Here is an 18,322-nt window from a genome sequence, read left to right on the forward strand (position 1 = left end):
CACGCAGAGAGTAGTTATAATCAAACAGCATTATCATCTAGCTCCTAAATTGAGAGCGGAGGACTCAAAATGGCAGAATTGGTTTCTCAGCCAACGTCGATTCAGTCAGTTTATACATGGTATGTAGAAGATAAACTTTATGTGAATCGTCGTTACCAGAGAAAATTGGTTTGGACTCTGGAGGAAAAGCAGAAGCTCATCGAATCAATTCTTAAAAAATATCCAGTGCCAGCAATTTTGATTGCAGAGAGGGATAATGCACCAGGAACCTATGAAATAATTGATGGTTTGCAAAGATTACAAGCTATTATGTCCTTCGTTGAAACGGCATTTTCTGCGCCAGATGGAAAATATTTTGATCTTCGGTATTTTCCAACAGCAAAAAGCCGTGCAGATGAAGGCTTGTTCGTACCGAACTTAGCACAAGAATATCTCTCGCAACGAGAAGTTAGCACGATATTGGACTATACTCTTGCTCTCTCAGTAATGCGTAATGCAACAGAAGCAGAAATAAACGATGTTTTTGACCGAATTAATACATTCGGGCGGCGCTTGAGTGACCAAGAAAGACGGCAAGCGGGTGTGCAAAACGATTTCTCTAATATGGTTAGGAAAGTTGCTTGTACTCTACGGGGAGATAACACCGCTGATATTCTTTTACTTAGGTCAATGCCATCTATTAGTATCGACTTACCAATGACGAAACATGGATATGCAATTCCCGCTGATGAGGTATTTTGGGTAAATCAAGGCATTTTACGCTCAACTGACTTGCGAGATAGTATGGATGAGCAGTGCATTGCGGATATCGCAGCGTGTATTACGGGTGGAGAGATGATTGAGAGATCCAAAGATGCCCTTGATGAAATTTACAAACTTGGAACTTCCGAATCTGATCGAGTATCAAATGCACTTGAAGTGTATGGTTCCGAAAAGTTTGCTGAAGAATTTAAGTTTTGCACTGATGAAATTATCAAGGTTTGCAATGAAGGCAAACCTGAAAAGCTCAGAGATATTGTCTTTAAAAAGAGAACAACTAATGCCTTCCCATCTGTTTTCACAACCCTTTTAATCGCATTTCACGAACTCATTGTTAAGGAAGGCAAAAAAATTACTGACTATGCGGGTATCAGAAAAGATATTTTTGACTTAGCCGGAAGATTAGAAACAAGTAGAAGGGCAACATTACCTGGTGAAAGGCGCAAAAATATAGATCAGATAAAAGGGCTGATTGGCAAATACTTTGTTGAGGCTGATATTCGTTCTCAAATTTATGGGAGCCACGCAACAACTGATATTGAGGAAGCTATCAGAAGATCAGAGATCGAACTAGCTGACTACGAGCTAAAGCAAGGACTTCTTTCACTTTCTGATAAACGTAATGTTGATTCTCAACTTATTGATAAGGTCATCAAGACTATCGCTGCAATTGCTAATAATGGAACAAACAGAATGGGTAAGGTCATTATTGGTGTTACTGATAAAGAGGATGATGCAGCTCGGATTAAAAGTTTAGACGGTATAGAACCTAAAAAAATTGGAAAACGATTTGTTGTTGGAGTCATTAGAGAAGCTAAAGTTATGGGACTATCAGTAGAGAATTATTTCTCAAAGTGGAAGGATGCGATAAAGAATTCTGAGATGTCTCCATCGCTAAAGACCTCAATTTTGTCGAACATGGATTTTAATTCATTCTACGGCTTAGGTATTATTGTTATTACCATTCCACCTCAAGAAGAACTCTCATATATTGGAGAAGAAATCTACTGGCGTAATGGTGATTCGACTGAGCTTGCAAAAACCCCAAAGCAGATTGCTATGTTAGCAAAGCGTTTCTAAGAATCGAATTAGGTTAGGGCTATCATGTGCTTCCTTAAAAGATGAATGTTTTGCGGTAAAAATTTAGTTTAGGTACGCGGAGAGGTCGGACTAGAGTACTGTTGGAGTCTGCTCTCTTGCGCGGTCTAACAATTGCGGTGCAGCGGATTGAAGGAAGCCGCTGGTGCTGAGTTTGAGAGAATCGGCAACCACTAACCACAAACGTTAAATTATCACAAACCTATTTAATCGTGTACGTAGTCTTGTCCTGTTACCAATGCCAATTCCGCTCGCATAAACTCACGTCCTAGGTAAGCCGCACGATCCAATCGGCGATTGAATAGTTATAGCGATCGCCCCACCATACCTCATCAAACGTTAGATTTACTCAAAACAAAATCGGTATAAAGTGATTTATAGTCTAGTGCGGAGAGACATTATGCAAGAATCTGTGATTTACCGTTCGATTCAGGAAGAAGCAGAGGCAAGAAAACAGAGAGAGATTGCCAATAATTCTTTACGAGAAGGTTTTCCAGTTGAAGTTGTGGCTCGTATTACTGGATTATCGATCGCAGAAGTCCAACAACTTCAACAACAACTGAATGAGTCTCTACAAAATTAGCTCCAACTGTATGGCGATCGCAACATAACCAGAACTTCCCAGTTAATTTAACGCATTGGGGCGGTGGGAGTTTTCATGAGTAAAACTTCTTTGGTATCCATAATGGTACGGACGTTATAGTTTTTCACTAATTCACGATACACATTCATTGTTTCTTCATGCACTCGTACAGCTTTGAACCGTTCTAAATTTTGTTTGGCGCGGTTTTTCCAATACTGAAGTTGTACAGAATCACCAAGTAATTGCGTTAAAACATTGGCTAAAGATTGACTATCTTTTGGTGGCACTAAAATACCAGCTTGGCGATTATCTAATGTTTCGGGAATGCCGTCTACATCACTGGCAACAATGGCACAACCCGCTTCTCGCGCTTCTGTTAGCACTAAGCCAAAAGATTCGCAGTAGGAAGCCAGGACAAAGATGTCAGTTGCCAGCATATAACGTTGGGGTTCTGCCTGAAAGCCCTCAAAGTGAATGCGTTGACGCAGTTTGGCGCAGGGGATATTGTCTACTATTGCTTCAAATATAGAACGGTCTGGCCCGTTTCCTACTAAATATAAGTGTGCTTCGGGAAACTGAGGCGCAATTTTTGTAAATGCTTTGATTAACTCTGCAATGCCTTTACGAGTATACATCCCGGCAACGGTAGTGATGGCTGGGTGATGTAAGGGTAGAGGTTGGTAATCTTGAATGTTGGGATGGCGAGGACTACCTAATGTGCCGTTGGAAACCACGCGTAATTTATTCTGAGGTATACCACGACGCACCATTGAATCGGATACTGCTTGACTAACAGCGATGACTCGATCTGCTAATCCCATTAAGACAGCACTACGCTGAAATTCGTTGTGAACGGTAGATACTAAATGATACTGGTATGCTTGGCGGAGAATACCTGCCAGGACGACACCTGTCATCATGTGTGCATGGACAATATCTGGTTGAAACTGCTGGACAATCTCGCTAAAACGCCAAGCAGCTTTGAGTAAATTGAGTGGTTGTCTGGATTGATCTAATTGGCAGTGTTTGATGTTATGACGTGCTAGTAATGTTTCAAATTCTCCACCAGCAGAAGCTACAGCCACATCATGACCATCTTGTGATTGCAGACAGGCTAAGTCTACGGCTACGTTAACAATTCCATTACCAATTTTTTCGACATGATTTGTAATATGTAATATTTTCATAGGATTTTTTCTCTATAGATGTCATTGATAGTAGGAGGTAGATAATAATTAAGACTCAACTTTAAAAAATATTTCATAAGCACCCAAAAAGCGATTGACGAACCCATGAGGTAGACTTGCAAGTTGAGAAGTATAGGCGGCGATCGCCTGATTTTTTTTCTGCTGCACTGAGGTAATTGAAAAACTGTAAGCTGCGGCTATATCTGATAATTTGAGCATAATAAATAATGGCGATCGCCAAAATAACCAAATAGGATATTGCAGCAGGTCAACTTTAATATTTGCTTGCTGAATTGCGGCTTTTACCAGATAAAATGTCGCTTCATGATCACGGTGACAGTCCTTTCTGTGGGGTACATAAACTTCCTCTGGTTGATGATGTTGGAGAAGTTCAGATATTTGGGCGATCGCTTCTTGTTTTTCTGCGGTATTTAACTCTTGCAGTCCTCCATCTACTTGCTCTAAAAAGTGAATTGCTGATGTCTCAACACCCAAAACATTTAATGCCTTAATTGCCTCTCGTCTGCGAGTTTGAATAATTTTATTTCTCGATTCTATATCTATATTTCCTGAACCTTGACCATTGGTAATAAACACCACTATTACTGGAATACCCTGCTCACATTTGCGAGCAATCATCCCTCCACAACCAAATGTCTCATCATCTTGATGAGGAGAAAATACCATAGCAGATTTTTGGTTAAATGTTAATTGCTGACTACCTTGAAGCAAAATCCAGCGTATGAGTAAACTGGAATGAATATATTGCATTCTCTCCAGCCAAACTCCAGGAATTAGTTTTTGTAACTGTTGTAAATAACTTTTAATTTTCATATATGTTTATTCAAAAAATATGGATGTGAATAGATATATTTATATATTTATTTTTGATGGTTAGGATTGTTGATCATCTATCAAGCTCGAATAAATAATAACTATATCTATTTACTTTTTATTTCAAAGCTTTCAGCTTGTTTTTTACAACTGTACATAAACTTTATTGAGTGATTATTGTAAAATGTATTTAGTATGATAGTTCACTTATCGCATAGATGGAAGCTCAATATTTATTTATTTGATGAAAAAATAATCAGCAATGTAAAGCAATTTCTTATGTTAATAACTATAGTTATTTAGTATCAATATCCTACTTTTTTGAAAATTATTCCTATACAAATAGATCCCCGACTTATGTAAGAAATCGGGGATCTAAAACACACTAATTTTTACAGGAAAAGCTAACTTTGGAAGCGATACATAATTACTTTACCTTTCCAATCTTCTTCAACAAACACCACATACTCACCATTAGAACGCCGAAAAGCGCGGATACCCTGGGGTATATCAATCCAACCGCTTTCACCTGCAACTTCTGCGCCTGGTTTTAATGTTTTGACAGTAGCGCCTGTTTTGGCATTGTAAACATAAACCTCTGCTGTTTTCATTTTCACAGCAAATACATAGTCGCCAGCAACACTCATGGCGGCGGTGGAGACTTCGCGTTTACCTGTGGTGTCGTGGGGAATGACAACGCGCCAACGAAGTGTGGGATTATTACCTTTACGCCAATTATCAAAGCGGAGAATCTCAGAACCGACGACTCCAGCATCATCACCGATCGCTGGATGATCAACAGTAAAGCCTGATAAATACATCGTATCGGTTTCTTTTAAGTATTCAATGCGGCGCACATCGGTAATCATGCTAGGAGTTTTCTGCTTCTGCATCGAACTATAGCTATACATAGGATTACCATGTTGATCTAGTCCTTGGAGGGGATAGTGGCGAATCCCAATTCCATCTTGAGTGCGTAAAGCTTTCCAAATATCACCTTTACTATCAACCCACCAACCACCTAAATAGGGATAGTCTTCACTTTGATCATACTCACCTTGATCAAATGCACCATTACCATTGCGATCGCGCCAAATCCATTCTCCTTTATTTGGTTGATGTGGCGGCCAATTTCCACTAACTGATTTTTCACCACCGCCATTTGTGCCAACAAACATCCCCGCAGGAATGGCAATCTTACCATCTTTCGCCGAGTCGAAGCGGTAAATTTGCATAAAGCTGGCGTACATATTTGTCAGAAATAAAAACCGCTTACCTTGAATGCGGCGGACAAAAGTAGCATCTGGGGAAGTGTGTAAGCGCGGATCTTGGGGATATTTGAAGGGATTTAAGGTGTAAGCTTTGTAAGTCCATTGCTTACCTGACGGTTGGTTGTAGTCCATCAAGAAGTGTTCTTGTTTAGTGAACACTTCTAAACCATCGGTTTGCGGATCTGCATCAGCGTTATCAACAAATAATAATCCGTGTAATTGCCATAGTTGCTTCCCTGCTGGTGAAAACTTGCGTAAATCTGTACCGGATTTGTTAAATCCATTGCTATTGACATAGATATTCCCGGCGGTATCTGCACCAATTCCAGTAATCCCATATAGTTTCAATGGTTGCACTTCCCCAGGCGTATTTGCATAAACACCGCCTTTACTCCCAAAAGTGCCAACCTGCACAGGCTGATTCTTGATGTTGTAAATTAATACTTGCTGACGCTGACTGTTATCTGCAATTAAAAGTCTATCTTGATGATCAATCGCGATCGCCGTTGGTTTGGTGATATTAGTAATTTGTTGCGGTAATTGCTTACCCGTGGAAGAATAGCACAAAATTTTATTTTGGTTTTGCAGAACCCAGAGATTTGCTTGTTTGTCTACTGCGATCGCGCCTGGATTAACTACACTAAAACTACGTAGTTCCTGCATAGTTTCGCTATTGTAGACGCGAATTTTGTTAGTTGCAGCATCACTCACATATAACTCATTTCCCGCAGTTGCTAATCCAGTAACTTCACTTTTATTACTGATAATTAACATACTTTTATCCCAACCCCTTCCTCCATTAAAAGGTGCTGGTTTTCCCTCTAAGTTATAGCGTCTGACAGTATACCAAGTTACCCCTTCTGGTGGATAATCTTCATCTGTTTTACCAATTGAGCCTTGCGCTAAGGCAATATAAATATATTTACTATTAGCTGCTACCGCCTTACCACCACTGCGACTCCAGCCGTGAGTACTTTCTAAAGTTCCAATTACATTGCCATCTTTATATATACCTGCTTCTCTACCAGCTTCATCCCAATGACTATTAGTATAAACTGTGCCATCAGGTGCAACATACATTGCTTCAATATTATTTTGTACCCACTTATCGCCACCGCCAAAAGAATTTCCTATCCAAGATGTTTTATAAGTACTTGCAGCCACACCCGTAACACTTGTTTCAGTACTTACGTCTAGGGTAAAAGCAATAAATACAACAGCTATCCCCATCAACATAAAATATATGGGTTTGAACTGCCGATTATTTCCTGATTTAAATATTCTTTGGATGTATTTATTAAGTTGTCGATAAATTTTTCTCAAGTGCATCTGTATATTTATTTGCATAATATTTTTAATTATTTTTTTAGACTGCTCGCATCTAGACACACATGAAAAAGTCTGCCACTAACATAATTTTGGCTAAAAATTGACTAGAGATAGTTGTATGCTGACTAATATAATCAACACAAATAGAGATTACTCAAATACCCTGGTGCATTAAGGAGAAATAATCAACTACTGTCTATGGTGAGATGGTATGTGTAGTTTCACCTGATATAGTCTGCCTGCTGGAAATTCCAACAATTAAGCTTAATTCTTCAAGGACATATTACATAGATAGCAAACACTGGGTATTTTAAAATTGATATTTACCTAAAATTTATGAAAAACACACAAATTTTTCAAGTAGCTGCTAGGAATTCCTAGAATAATCTTTATATTTGTATCAAGATTTACTGATAAATAGCTGAAAAAGTAAAACTGAATACACAGCATCAATAATTATACCCAAAATCAATATTTTTTATTACTTGGTGAAAAATTAGGAAAAAAAATGATGTAATTTAAACAACAAAAATCTTGCTTGACACTAGCATATAAATGGTTTATAAATTATTGTCCTCTGCAAAAAAATCTTTTCTTTGATGATTAACTTTTTAAATTTTAGTAGTTAGATATCTAGAATCAAAATCTGCATATAGTAAGACACAAAGAGTGCTGATTTTTGTAAAAATCACAGGAAATAAGTATTAGTCGAATTAATCTACTGCAAAATTGAAAAAGTATTTAATCTGAGGGTGATAGTAAAAATACGCACACTCAAAATCATAGGAGAGAAGTCAGTGGAATATAAAAAAGAAAATTATCAGCCTAACCCTGCATCTATACTGACATTGGGTTTAGGCTGGTTTCCCAAAACACCTGGAGGGTTAGAAAGGTATGTTTATGAACTAACTCATCAATTAGCAGAGCGTCAAGACCAAATAGAATTATGTGGAGTTGGTTTACCAGAGACTGATTTAAATTCTCCAATTCAGTTAACTAACTTAGCCAATCCTGATACGGCAATTTGGCAAAGATTTTGGTCTATTCGCAGTAACTTTCAGAACAGAAAAATCAAAAAACCAGATGCAATTAATTTGCATTTTGCATTGTATAGCTTCCCGATTATGGATATTTTACCACCAAATATCCCTATTACCTTTAACTTTCATGGCCCTTGGTCATCAGAAAGTCAGCAGGAAGTAGCTACTAATCAAATCAGTCTAATTATCAAGCGTTGGTTAATCGAAAAAAACACTTATAATCACTGCGATCGCTTTATTGTTTTGAGTAAAGCATTTGGCAATATTTTACATCAACAATATCAAGTACCTTGGGAAAAAATTCACATTATTCCTGGTGGTGTGAATATTCATCGCTTTCAACCAAACTTGTCACAAAAAGAGGCACAACAACAACTAGGCTGGCCAGATAATCGGCGGATATTATTTACATCTCGCCGCTTAGTTTATCGGATGGGTATTGATAAATTATTACAAGCTTTAGCAATCATTAAACCCAAGATTCCAGATGTTTGGTTAGCAATTGCTGGTCGTGGTTACATGCAAGATGAACTCCAACAGCAAGCTAAAGAATTAGGCTTAGAAGATACAGTAAAATTTTTAGGATTTCTACCAGATGAGCAATTACCTATAGCTTACCAAGCTGCTGAATTAACTGTGATGCCTAGTCAATCTTTTGAAGGCTTTGGTTTAGCAGTTGTTGAATCTTTAGCTTGTGGAACCCCAGTTATATGTACACCAGTTGGGGGGATGCCAGAAATTTTAACTCAATTTTCTCCAGATTTAATTACTAGTTCAATCGAAGTTTCAGCTATTGCCGAAAAATTAGAAAATATACTTTCAGGACAAATTCACATTCCTTCTCGTCAAGACTGTCGTGAATATGCTATTACTCACTATGATTGGTCTTTGATAGCTCAAAAAGTGCGGGATGTGCTTTTAGCTTAAAGTTAAAATTTTATCAAATGTAAATATTATATGAAAATTCTATTTCTAGACCAAAGTGGTAAGCCTGGTGGTGCAGAACTTTGTTTAATTGATATTGCTAAACCCTATAGCGATCGCGCTTTAGTTGGCTTGTTTGCCGATGGCGACTTTAAAACATTACTCCAGCAAAATCAAATCCCAGTTGAAGTATTAACAAAAAAAACAATTAAGGTTAAAAAGCAAAGTAATTTATTCCAAATATTAGCCAACTTCATTCAACTCGTACCTTTATTAATTAAAGTTACTAAAATTGCCAGAAAATACGATTTAATTTATGCAAATACTCAAAAAGCATTAGTTGTCGGCGCATTAGCTAGTTTTTTAGCCCATCGTCCCTTAGTTTATCATTTACACGATATTCTTTCTTTAGAACACTTTAGCTCAATTAATTTGCGAGTAGCTGTTACCTTAGCTAATAGTTTCGCATCATTAGTCATTGCTAATTCTCAGGCTAGTCAAACAGCATTTGTACAAGCTGGAGGCAAGGCAGAATTAACAGAAATTGTTTATAACGGTTTTGATAGTAAAAAATATCAAATTTCTGATGTAGAAATTCAAAAACTCCAGCAAGAATTAGAGTTACAAGATAAATTTGTAATTGGACATTTCAGCCGACTCGCTCCCTGGAAAGGACAACATATTTTAATTGCAGCATTAGCGAAGTGTCCACCACAAGTCACAGCAATTTTAGTAGGTGATGCCTTATTTGGAGAACAAGATTATGTCCAAGAATTACATCAACAAGTTGCCAAACTGGGTTTAGAAAATCGTGTCAAATTCTTAGGATTTCGTGCTGATATTCCGCAATTAATGTCAGCTTGTAATTTAGTTACTCATACTTCCACTTCACCAGAACCCTTTGGTAGAGTCATCGTTGAGGCGATGTTATGCGGTACACCTATAGTTGCAGCCAAAGCAGGCGGCGCTAAGGAATTAGTCGAACATGGCGTAAATGGTTTTTTAACCACACCTGGAGAACCCCAGGAACTAGCAAAAGTAATTAACACTTGTCTTGAAGACATAGAAATAACTGCAACTATGGCTGACAATGCCAGAAATATGGCTAGACAGCGTTTTGAGATTGTAACTATTAACCAGCAAATTGCTCAACTGTTGTCTTCAGGGAAAATAGATTTGAGTAATACTGAGGTCGTAGATTTTGAGGATACTCAGGATTAATTTATTACCAATGTGTCTACCTTAAGACTCTGTTTAGCCTCAAGAAAAATTTTTAACCTAATCTTAGAGTTTACTCAAGATTAAGGAAAAATTTTGTATGACAAACGATGTTACTAATAATATCAATCAGTCTAGCGATATTAACAAGCAAGTTAATACTTCAATTGTAATTGGCGCTCTTTTGATTATTTTAGGGATTATAGCGATCGCCTTGCCTGTTATTACAACTATATTTGCTGAGAGTTGGGTGGCGCTAATTCTGATGAGTGCGGGATTTGCCAAGCTTGTTTATGCGACTCATACCCGCCGCGAAGGAGGTTTTTTGTTGAAAATTCTCTTAAGCGCACTTTATATTGCTACAGGTGTGATGCTATTAATTTATCCTCGAACAGGTATTCTCACACTCACCCTGTTACTCGGTAGCTTTTTGCTCACAGAAGGTACATTCGAGTTAATTTTGGCATTCCGCTTACGTCCCCAACAAAACTGGACATGGGTATTAGGTAATGGCATTATTACCCTATTTTTAGGCGCACTTATTTGGTTTCAGTTTCCTAGCAACGCACCTTGGCTACTAGGTACATTGTTAGGTTCTAGCATTGTGGTTACGGGTATTTCCCGCGTGATGCTGTCTTTAAATGCGCGTTCTAGCTTGTCTGAATCTAATCAAGCTGCATAAATCTTACAGTAGAGACTTTGCAATGCAAAGTCTCTACATAGATACTACAAACCGACTAATTCCCGTGATTCATAATCAGTGAGTTGTTGCGTGATCGCTAATCTCGCCTCTAACTTCGCCACACTCAACTGGTTACGCAGATATTCTAAATGCGCGATCGCATTAGCTTTTTCCATAGTCAGTTGAATTTGTGTATCTATCGCCTTCTGATATTCGTGATTCAACAGTAATACCTCAAAGCGCCGCGCCTTGCGTTGAGCATCATTTTTCAAATCTACATCAAAAGCCGCAGCCCGATCTGCATTCCCTTCAAAGCGGTTAATTTGGTGCTGTACGGCCATCAACTGCGAGTCTAGTTCATTTACACGTTGAGCAGCCTGAGCGATCGCAGATGGATAATGACTCATTTGCATCATCAACTATTCTTCCTCTGAAAATCTCAATTCATCACCTAGTAAAAGAGATATCAGAAGTATTAAAAAATACTTCTATTCTCTGCTTTCAAACTTCTTCTAAGAGTAGCGAAAAGATTACTTTTTTGAGAACTTTACTTGATATATCTATTATAGTAAAAATGTACTGAAACTGCCACAAAAAACTGTATTTGCAGACTTGATTTTGACGCAGATTAAAAAGGGCGATCGCCTCACAAACCAATTACGTAATCTTACTTAATATTCTCTCAAAAGAGTATTAGTAAAATCTTAATCATCACCTAAATTCATTGGGTTAAATAAATTTTCGAGATTACCATCAAAAACTAGTGCTGATCAACTCCCAAACCAGACTTATTGCAAAAGCAAATATTGGTTTTTCCAATAAAAACCAAAAAGAATAGGCGATTTTAATTTCCTAATCTTGATTTACTTTTCCCTGCTCCACTTTATGCAATCAGTCTACACCAGCCTCATCTAACTGGTGTCTCTCCAGAATTGTCATTAATTGTTCCCATACCCAAAAAAGCACTGTTCCTAACAGCGCCGTCATTTTGTGTGTTTAGCGAAAGTAAGCAGCCAAAAAGCTTACTCATATTGCTGACACAACCAAAACCAACAGGAGTGAGATAAACAATGGCTACCTTTAACGTCACCAACACTAAAAGCAGTGGTCTTGGTTCATTACAGCAAGCAATTTTAAATGCCAATACCTCAGTCGGCAAAGACTTAATCAGGTTTACAGGCGGACTCTTCACCGACAACATTGCCGATACTATCAGCCTTGGCGGTAGTAGTTTGTTCATCGCCGATGACCTCAGCATTGATGGTAGAGGCTCAAACTTACTCACCATCAGCGGTAACTACAATTTTGCTCAAGACAACAACATATCTCGTGTATTTGAAATTGCTAACGGCATCACTGTTGACATTGAAGGTTTAACAATTGCTAATGGCTATGCCACAGATACAAGAGGCGGTGGCGGCGTTTACAATGCTGGTAATCTGACATTAAGAAATGTCACCATTCGCAATAACTTTTCTGGTGGTCAAGACAGTTCCGGCAACAATGGTGGTGGCATTTATAACTCGAACTCTGGAGTTTTAAAAGTCAACAACAGCAGCGTTACAGCTAACTATGCAGGCCAAGTTGATGCTGAGGGTTTCTTTTATGCAGGCGATGGGGGTGGTATCTACAACGCTGGTATTGTCACTCTTAACAACAGTGCTATTAATGGCAACTCTGCCGGGTACTACAATGACACTTACTTCCCCGATAACTTAGGCAACGGTGCAGGTATATATAACACTGGGACTTTAACAGCTAAAAACAGCACCATCAACAATAACAGAGGCACAGGTGATGGTACTGGTATCTACAGCACTGGCACTGTAACTTTAAGTTATAGCAGTGTTAATGGCAATGAATCCAGCAACCCATACTACAACGCATTTAGCGGCATTGTAAGTAATGGCAGCCTCACGATTAAAAATAGTAGTGTTAGTAATAATAGAGCAATTGATGTTAATGGTGCTTCATCTGGCATTGATAGCTCAGGCACACTGATCATCAGCTACAGCCACATAGATAATAATCAGTCATATTGGTCGAGTGGAGTCATTCATTCAGGAACCCTGACAGTAACTAATAGCTCGATTAATTACAATAGCGGCCGAAATTCTAGCGGACTTATTGCCAATGGCACTATCAAAATAGACAGAAGTACTATCAATGGCAACACTTCAGACTCTGAATTTAGTACAGCCGGTCTTGTTGTTCGTGGCACAGCGACAGTAAATAACAGCAATATCAGTAATAACTCTTCAAACTCCGGCAGAGCAGGTCTCCGTAACAGTGGCAATGTAACTGTCAGCAACAGCACCATCAGCAGTAATATAGGAGGTTTAGAAGTAACAGGAGATATTAACAGCAACGGTATCTATAACTCAGCATCTGGCAATCTTACAGTCATTAGAAGTACTATCACTGGTAATTCCAATCCAGATGGAGCCGCAAATGGCACGATTGTTAATGATGGCACCATAACTATCATTAGTTCTACTATCAGCGATAACTCAGCAGGGTTAGGAGGTGGTATTCTTAACAACGGTACTGCGATCATAATTAACACCACCATTAACAACAACATCGCAGGCATTGGCGGTGGCATTAACAACTCTGGCACTCTAACTTTAGTTAACAGTACCATTAGTGGCAACCAGTCCTACTCCGAAGGTGGTGGAATTTATAACTCTGGCACTTTAACCGTCAGCAACAGCACGATCGCCTTCAACAAGTCTTACTACGATGATGAAAACACTGTATCTAACGGCGCAGGTATCTATAACTCCGAAACAGGTACAGCCACCATCAAAAACAGTATCATAGCAGGCAATAACGATAACATTCCTGGTGCAGTTAACCCTGATGTTTTTGGTAACTTTATCAGCAACGGCTATAACCTGATTGGCAACCTTGATGGCAGTACTGGCTTTAACCCTGCCGAACAACTGCAAGTCAGCATTTCCCAAGTTATTGATACTATCCTGCGTGACAATGGCGGCCCAGTCAAAACCCACGCCTTAGTTTATGGCAGTCCCGCCATTAACGCAGGTAACAACGCCGATATACCTGCCGACATTGCAGACTTAGATAGAGATGGCAATACTACCGAAGGCATACCTTTTGATCAACGTGGTAGTGGTTATCGACGTATTTCTAATGGTCGGGTAGATATCGGAGCTTATGAAGCATCTGTAATTAATGGCACAGCATATCCTAATAATCTCAGAGGTACGGCTGCCAATGATTTGATTGCAGGCTTGAGAGGTGCAGATGTGCTGACAGGTGGTACTGGTGCAGATAGCTTTGTTTATACCAGCCTTGCGGATAGCGGCGATACAATTACAGACTTTGCCGTTGGTACAGATAAAATTGTCTTACAAGCACTCTGGCGAAGTTTAGATTTAAGTAACTTGAACTTCGCCACAGCCATTGCTGGCGGTTACTTACAGTTGCAAACATCAGGAACAGACACCTCAGTTTTAATTGACTTAGATGGTACTGCTGGTCAACGTGTAGCTTTGGAGTTAGTAAGGTTACGCAATGTATCTGCTAACGCTTTGAACGACTCTAAGAATTTTGTGTTTTAAATTTCCTCACAAATGCTCTTGAGCATCTGTCGTAACCAACAATTTGCCTGATCCTGATCTGTTAGTCGGCTCCACAACATTGAAATCATCCACGGTTGTGTTTGTATAGGCAGTTCAAAAATTTCTACTGCACCTTGATCTGCCAAGGATGTTACTAACCGTGATGGCACAGCAGCCACTAAGTCACTAGATGAAATAATTGCTGGTAGTACTAGTAAATGGGGAGTCGTCAACACAATGCGACGTTGGAGATTGGACTGAGCTAAAACTTTGTCGATTTCACCAATTTCATCTTGTCTGATGGTAAACAGAGCATGGAGCAGATTAGCAAAACTTTCTGGTGCGATCGCATTTTGAGTAATCACAGGATGCCCTCGACGACAGATGCCAACAAAGTGTTCTGCAAATAACGGCATCTGTATCGTTTGCCTGGGTGGATTTTGAAACACACCCAAGGCTAAATCAATCTCTCGATTTTCTAGTAATTCTCCTACCGAGTCTTTAGCAAAACCAATCAAACGAAAATTAATGTTTGGTGCAATTTGATGACAAACTTGCAAAAGTTTGGGCATCACAACATGACTGGTGTAATCTGAACTGCCAATGGTAAATGTGTTTTGAGAAGTTGTGGCATCAAACGTTTGGCTGGCGGCTAATGTTTGCCGAATTTGTTGTAAAGCCGCTTTGATACCGGGTGCAATTGTCACTGCTTTGGCTGTAGGCTTCATTTCCCTGCCGATTCGGATAAATAAATCATCTTGAAATAGCGTGCGTAATCTTCCCAAAGCCGCACTCATGGCTGGTTGCCCTAAATACAGCCTTGTAGCTGCGGCTGTCACACTTTTTTCTTCAAAAAGTGCCTCAAATGCAACCAGCAAATTTAGATCAACGGCAGATAAATCTATTAATCCCATCGATGAAACACATTATTTCAATCAATTTGATTAATTTATAACATCTCAGTAAAGTAAAACTAACAGTTATTTAAAAGTTATCAACATGACAACTCAAAGCAAGATTGCCGTAGTTACAGGTAGTAATCGTGGCTTAGGATATGCTATCTCTCGAAAATTGGCTCAAAACGGTATTCATGTTGTGTTAACCAGCCGAAATGAAACAGATGGTCTAACAGCCAAGCAGCAGTTATCTAGTGAAGGACTAGATGTTAACTATCATGTACTCGATGTCAATAGTGATACTAGTGTTGCCGAATTTACCCAATGGCTACAACAAACCTACAGTAAGGTCGATATTCTGGTGAACAACGCTGGTATTAATCCTACAGCCACACCAGAAGAATCCAGCTTATTAACTGTTCAGCCAGAGACAATGCAAGCTACATTTAACACCAATGTTCTCGCGGTACTGAGAATTTCTCAAGCTTTCATCCCCTTGATGAAACTCAACAACTACGGTCGCATTGTGAATGTTTCTACCGAAATGGCCTCTTTGCATACAATGGGTGGTGACTACTACCCCCTAGCACCTTCCTATAGACTTTCCAAAGTCGGGATCAACGGGCTAACTATACTTCTGGCGAGGGAACTCCAACATGAGAATATTCTTGTGAATGCCTATTCTCCTGGTTGGATGAAAACTGATATGGGAGGTGAGAATGCGCCATTCACCGCAGAAGAAGGCGCAGAAACAGCAGTTTATTTAGCAACGCTACCAGATGGAGGAGCGCAAGGACAATTTTTTGCAGAGATGCGGAAGTTTGGTGGGCCAATTCAATTACAGTGGTAAGTTTCTCCCCTTCTCTGCTCTCCCTTTACGCCGCTTCTCTCATTGGCGATTGGATATTTACCTCTGGAAAAGAAAGTGAAAGTTGTTCAGCTTGGGGTACTGCGGCTTGTTCTAATACCTGTATTTCAATATTTACGCTGATTAAATAACTTCCTGTATCAGCACCAACTGCTTCGGCAATTAATCGGGAGAAATCTGGGCGTTTTGCCGTCAGTGGGTCACGTAAAATACAGCGATCCCATTCGTGCTTGGCAGTTGGATTGAGGTTGAGAATGTAATGCTTGATCATAGTTGCACTGCACTAGGATTTGTGGATGCTATATCTATTATAGTACAAATGTACTGTTTTGCCCAGAGGTGGGCAAGATTTTGCCCACACTACTATTGACTATTGACTATTGACTCATCTGCTTTTCCATTCATCTGTGCATTCAATAGCTGTGCATCGTTCACCCAAATTGTTTGTTGTGGTACAGGGATATTAATTCCTGCTTGGTCGAGGGTAACTTTCAGGCGGCGGCGATATTCCCGTGCGACATCCCATTGTTTAAGAGGTTGGGTTTTAATCCAGACACGGATAATTAAACCGCGATCGCCAAAATTATCAATACCTAAAACCTGCGGAGTTTCGATAATTTGATGTTTCCATTGCAAATCTTGATCCATTTCTAAAGCTACTTTTTTAATCAAGTTCAAAGCATGGTCAACATCAGCTTCATAAGCAATGGGAACAGTTAAATCGGCGCGTGACCAACGGCTAGAAAGGTTAGCAACAATTTTAATCTCACTATTGGGAATGGTGATTAAGCGTCCTTCAGAATCACGCAATTGTGTCATCCGCAAATTGAGATTTTCCACTAAGCCGCCCACATTGCCAACATTAATTACATCGCCCAAAGCATACTGGTCTTCCAGAATAATCAAGAAGCCGTTAATTGCATCTTTAATCAGGTTTTGGGAAGCCAAAGATACAGCAACACCAACTAAACCTGCACCTGCAAGTAAGGGAACAATATCGATACCCAAAGAAACTAAGGCGAGTAAAATCCCAACTCCTATCCAGATACCCGTGACAATACTTTTAGTCACGCCAGAAAAGGTAGAGACGCGTAAACGCAGACGTTCCGAGGTATCGGATGTTAACAACGCACCACTGCTGATGAGTGTAGTAGTAAAGCGATCAATGAGAGCATAGCTGAAACGGGTAGCGACATAAGTCCCCAACACCACAACAGCGAGTTTTATCGGAATTTGAGCAGCGGAGAGAATAGCTACTTGAAACGGCCGAGTGTAGGGAAATAGACCCAAAATTAGAAAATTGCCTCCTCCCCAGATTCCTGCTTGCGTTAACTGAAACAAACGCTTCTTAACTTCCTGGAAATGACGATGTTGCTGTTGATTCAGTTGCGTAGTAATTGGTTGCGCTGTTGAAGAGATTGAGGGAACTGACTGTGCTGGTTCTTTTCGTGAACGACGCTGCCAATAATATACACCCCAACTTGTGACCACCATTACCAGACCAATGCCAGCAGCAATTTTACCTTGATTGAGCAGATATTGAGTTTGTCGTTCTTGCTTTGCTCGCTGTAAATCTTCTTGTAAAGCATCAGCAATTTGATTCGCCGATATCTGCTGATCTTCCTGTCGGAGTTTCGCATCCTCCGCAGTGACACTCATCAGATATTCGCCATTAACCTGAATTACAGGTATTTCGTTAACTTTACGCACCTCGACATTGACTTCTTGTTCAGAGGATTGAAAGTAATTCTGGCTAATTTGATTCAAATTTCGCTGAATGTTTTGTAAGCGCTCTGATAAATTAGTTTTCGTGGCGCTTATCTGAAATAAACGCCGACCATCTAAATAAATCCAGTCAGAAACAGTTCTACTATCAGAGTCATTACTGGGACTGCTGGGAGTTTGCAACAGTGGTAACAATGGAATCTGGGCTGTTACTGGTGGTAAAGACACAACAGACACCGTTATTGAACCAAAAATCGCCAAAAAATGCCAACGCACTCCAACACCTCCTTAAGAAAAATCTATTTTTGATTACTTCCTTAG

At 39.5% G+C, this 18,322-nt stretch carries 15 protein-coding genes; 7 read left to right on the top strand and 8 right to left on the bottom strand.

The window, feature by feature from the left end:
- The first annotated feature begins 69 nt into the window (after positions 1 to 69).
- A complete protein-coding gene (locus tag AC504W_RS17185; RefSeq protein WP_494873489.1) occupies positions 70 to 1,839 on the top strand; it encodes a GmrSD restriction endonuclease domain-containing protein in 1,770 nt (589 codons plus the stop codon).
- A gap of 224 nt (positions 1,840 to 2,063) precedes the next feature.
- Here AC504W_RS17185 and AC504W_RS17190 read toward each other — a convergent pair whose 3' ends face one another.
- Positions 2,064 to 2,114: a hypothetical protein gene (locus AC504W_RS17190; protein WP_404827137.1), complete on the bottom strand. Its 51-nt coding sequence runs from the start codon at positions 2,112 to 2,114 to the stop codon at positions 2,064 to 2,066.
- A gap of 143 nt (positions 2,115 to 2,257) precedes the next feature.
- Here AC504W_RS17190 and AC504W_RS17195 point away from each other — a divergent pair, with 143 nt between their 5' ends.
- Positions 2,258 to 2,440 carry an Rpn/YhgA-type helix-turn-helix domain-containing protein gene (locus AC504W_RS17195; protein WP_494873490.1) on the top strand — a complete coding sequence of 61 codons (183 nt, stop codon included), beginning with the start codon at positions 2,258 to 2,260 and terminating at the stop codon, positions 2,438 to 2,440.
- A 47-nt stretch (positions 2,441 to 2,487) separates the two neighbouring features.
- Here the strand turns inward: AC504W_RS17195 and AC504W_RS17200 are convergent, their stop codons facing one another.
- The 3 genes from AC504W_RS17200 to AC504W_RS17210 form a co-directional block, all read right to left on the bottom strand.
- Entirely contained in the window at positions 2,488 to 3,627 is a 1,140-nt protein-coding gene (locus AC504W_RS17200; protein WP_494873491.1) for a glycosyltransferase family 4 protein, read from the bottom strand.
- Positions 3,628 to 3,675: 48 nt separating this feature from the next.
- The gene (locus tag AC504W_RS17205; protein ID WP_494873492.1) at positions 3,676 to 4,461 is read right to left on the bottom strand and encodes a PIG-L deacetylase family protein; all 786 of its coding nucleotides are present in this window, start codon (positions 4,459 to 4,461) and stop codon (positions 3,676 to 3,678) included.
- Positions 4,462 to 4,865: 404 nt separating this feature from the next.
- Positions 4,866 to 7,079, bottom strand: coding sequence for an NHL repeat-containing protein (locus AC504W_RS17210; RefSeq protein ID WP_494873494.1), 2,214 nt, complete (start codon positions 7,077 to 7,079; stop codon positions 4,866 to 4,868).
- A 779-nt stretch (positions 7,080 to 7,858) separates the two neighbouring features.
- On the opposite strand from AC504W_RS17210, the gene AC504W_RS17215 reads away from it, so the two are divergent.
- From AC504W_RS17215 to AC504W_RS17225, 3 genes are all read left to right on the top strand, one after another.
- The gene (locus AC504W_RS17215) at positions 7,859 to 9,028 is read left to right on the top strand and encodes a glycosyltransferase family 4 protein (protein WP_494873496.1); all 1,170 of its coding nucleotides are present in this window, start codon (positions 7,859 to 7,861) and stop codon (positions 9,026 to 9,028) included.
- Between the two features lie 30 nt (positions 9,029 to 9,058).
- The gene (locus tag AC504W_RS17220; protein ID WP_494873498.1) at positions 9,059 to 10,246 is read left to right on the top strand and encodes a glycosyltransferase family 4 protein; all 1,188 of its coding nucleotides are present in this window, start codon (positions 9,059 to 9,061) and stop codon (positions 10,244 to 10,246) included.
- Positions 10,247 to 10,343: 97 nt separating this feature from the next.
- Entirely contained in the window at positions 10,344 to 10,925 is a 582-nt protein-coding gene (locus tag AC504W_RS17225) for an HdeD family acid-resistance protein (protein WP_494873499.1), read from the top strand.
- Between the two features lie 44 nt (positions 10,926 to 10,969).
- Here the strand turns inward: AC504W_RS17225 and AC504W_RS17230 are convergent, their stop codons facing one another.
- A complete protein-coding gene (locus AC504W_RS17230; protein WP_494873500.1) occupies positions 10,970 to 11,341 on the bottom strand; it encodes a hypothetical protein in 372 nt (123 codons plus the stop codon).
- Positions 11,342 to 11,995: 654 nt separating this feature from the next.
- On the opposite strand from AC504W_RS17230, the gene AC504W_RS17235 reads away from it, so the two are divergent.
- Positions 11,996 to 14,512 carry a beta strand repeat-containing protein gene (locus AC504W_RS17235; protein ID WP_494873501.1) on the top strand — a complete coding sequence of 839 codons (2,517 nt, stop codon included), beginning with the start codon at positions 11,996 to 11,998 and terminating at the stop codon, positions 14,510 to 14,512.
- Here AC504W_RS17235 and AC504W_RS17240 read toward each other — a convergent pair.
- Positions 14,509 to 15,426: a LysR family transcriptional regulator gene (locus tag AC504W_RS17240; protein WP_494873502.1), complete on the bottom strand. Its 918-nt coding sequence runs from the start codon at positions 15,424 to 15,426 to the stop codon at positions 14,509 to 14,511. The genes AC504W_RS17235 and AC504W_RS17240 overlap by 4 nt on opposite strands.
- A gap of 85 nt (positions 15,427 to 15,511) precedes the next feature.
- On the opposite strand from AC504W_RS17240, the gene AC504W_RS17245 reads away from it, so the two are divergent.
- Complete coding sequence (locus AC504W_RS17245; RefSeq protein ID WP_494873503.1) at positions 15,512 to 16,258, top strand: SDR family oxidoreductase; 747 nt, start codon at positions 15,512 to 15,514, stop codon at positions 16,256 to 16,258.
- A gap of 25 nt (positions 16,259 to 16,283) precedes the next feature.
- Here AC504W_RS17245 and AC504W_RS17250 read toward each other — a convergent pair whose 3' ends face one another.
- The gene (locus tag AC504W_RS17250; RefSeq protein ID WP_494873504.1) at positions 16,284 to 16,547 is read right to left on the bottom strand and encodes a hypothetical protein; all 264 of its coding nucleotides are present in this window, start codon (positions 16,545 to 16,547) and stop codon (positions 16,284 to 16,286) included.
- A gap of 92 nt (positions 16,548 to 16,639) precedes the next feature.
- On the bottom strand, positions 16,640 to 18,277 hold the full coding sequence (locus tag AC504W_RS17255; protein ID WP_494873505.1) for a mechanosensitive ion channel family protein: 1,638 nt from the start codon (positions 18,275 to 18,277) through the stop codon (positions 16,640 to 16,642).
- Positions 18,278 to 18,322 lie beyond the last annotated feature (45 nt).

The sequence above is a fragment of the Nostoc sp. C96 genome, assembly GCF_059384975.1.

Excerpts from the sequence above, each read along its gene's own strand:
- AC504W_RS17185 (WP_494873489.1), top strand. The coding sequence starts at position 70 with ATGGCAGAATTGGTTTCTCAGCCAACGTCGATTCAGTCAGTTTATACA.
- AC504W_RS17195 (WP_494873490.1), top strand. The coding sequence starts at position 2,258 with ATGCAAGAATCTGTGATTTACCGTTCGATTCAGGAAGAAGCAGAGGCA.
- AC504W_RS17200 (WP_494873491.1), bottom strand. The coding sequence starts at position 3,627 with ATGAAAATATTACATATTACAAATCATGTCGAAAAAATTGGTAATGGA.
- AC504W_RS17205 (WP_494873492.1), bottom strand. The coding sequence starts at position 4,461 with ATGAAAATTAAAAGTTATTTACAACAGTTACAAAAACTAATTCCTGGA.
- AC504W_RS17210 (WP_494873494.1), bottom strand. The coding sequence starts at position 7,079 with ATGCAAATAAATATACAGATGCACTTGAGAAAAATTTATCGACAACTT.
- AC504W_RS17220 (WP_494873498.1), top strand. The coding sequence starts at position 9,059 with ATGAAAATTCTATTTCTAGACCAAAGTGGTAAGCCTGGTGGTGCAGAA.
- AC504W_RS17225 (WP_494873499.1), top strand. The coding sequence starts at position 10,344 with ATGACAAACGATGTTACTAATAATATCAATCAGTCTAGCGATATTAAC.
- AC504W_RS17230 (WP_494873500.1), bottom strand. The coding sequence starts at position 11,341 with ATGATGCAAATGAGTCATTATCCATCTGCGATCGCTCAGGCTGCTCAA.
- AC504W_RS17235 (WP_494873501.1), top strand. The coding sequence starts at position 11,996 with ATGGCTACCTTTAACGTCACCAACACTAAAAGCAGTGGTCTTGGTTCA.
- AC504W_RS17240 (WP_494873502.1), bottom strand. The coding sequence starts at position 15,426 with ATGGGATTAATAGATTTATCTGCCGTTGATCTAAATTTGCTGGTTGCA.
- AC504W_RS17245 (WP_494873503.1), top strand. The coding sequence starts at position 15,512 with ATGACAACTCAAAGCAAGATTGCCGTAGTTACAGGTAGTAATCGTGGC.
- AC504W_RS17250 (WP_494873504.1), bottom strand. The coding sequence starts at position 16,547 with ATGATCAAGCATTACATTCTCAACCTCAATCCAACTGCCAAGCACGAA.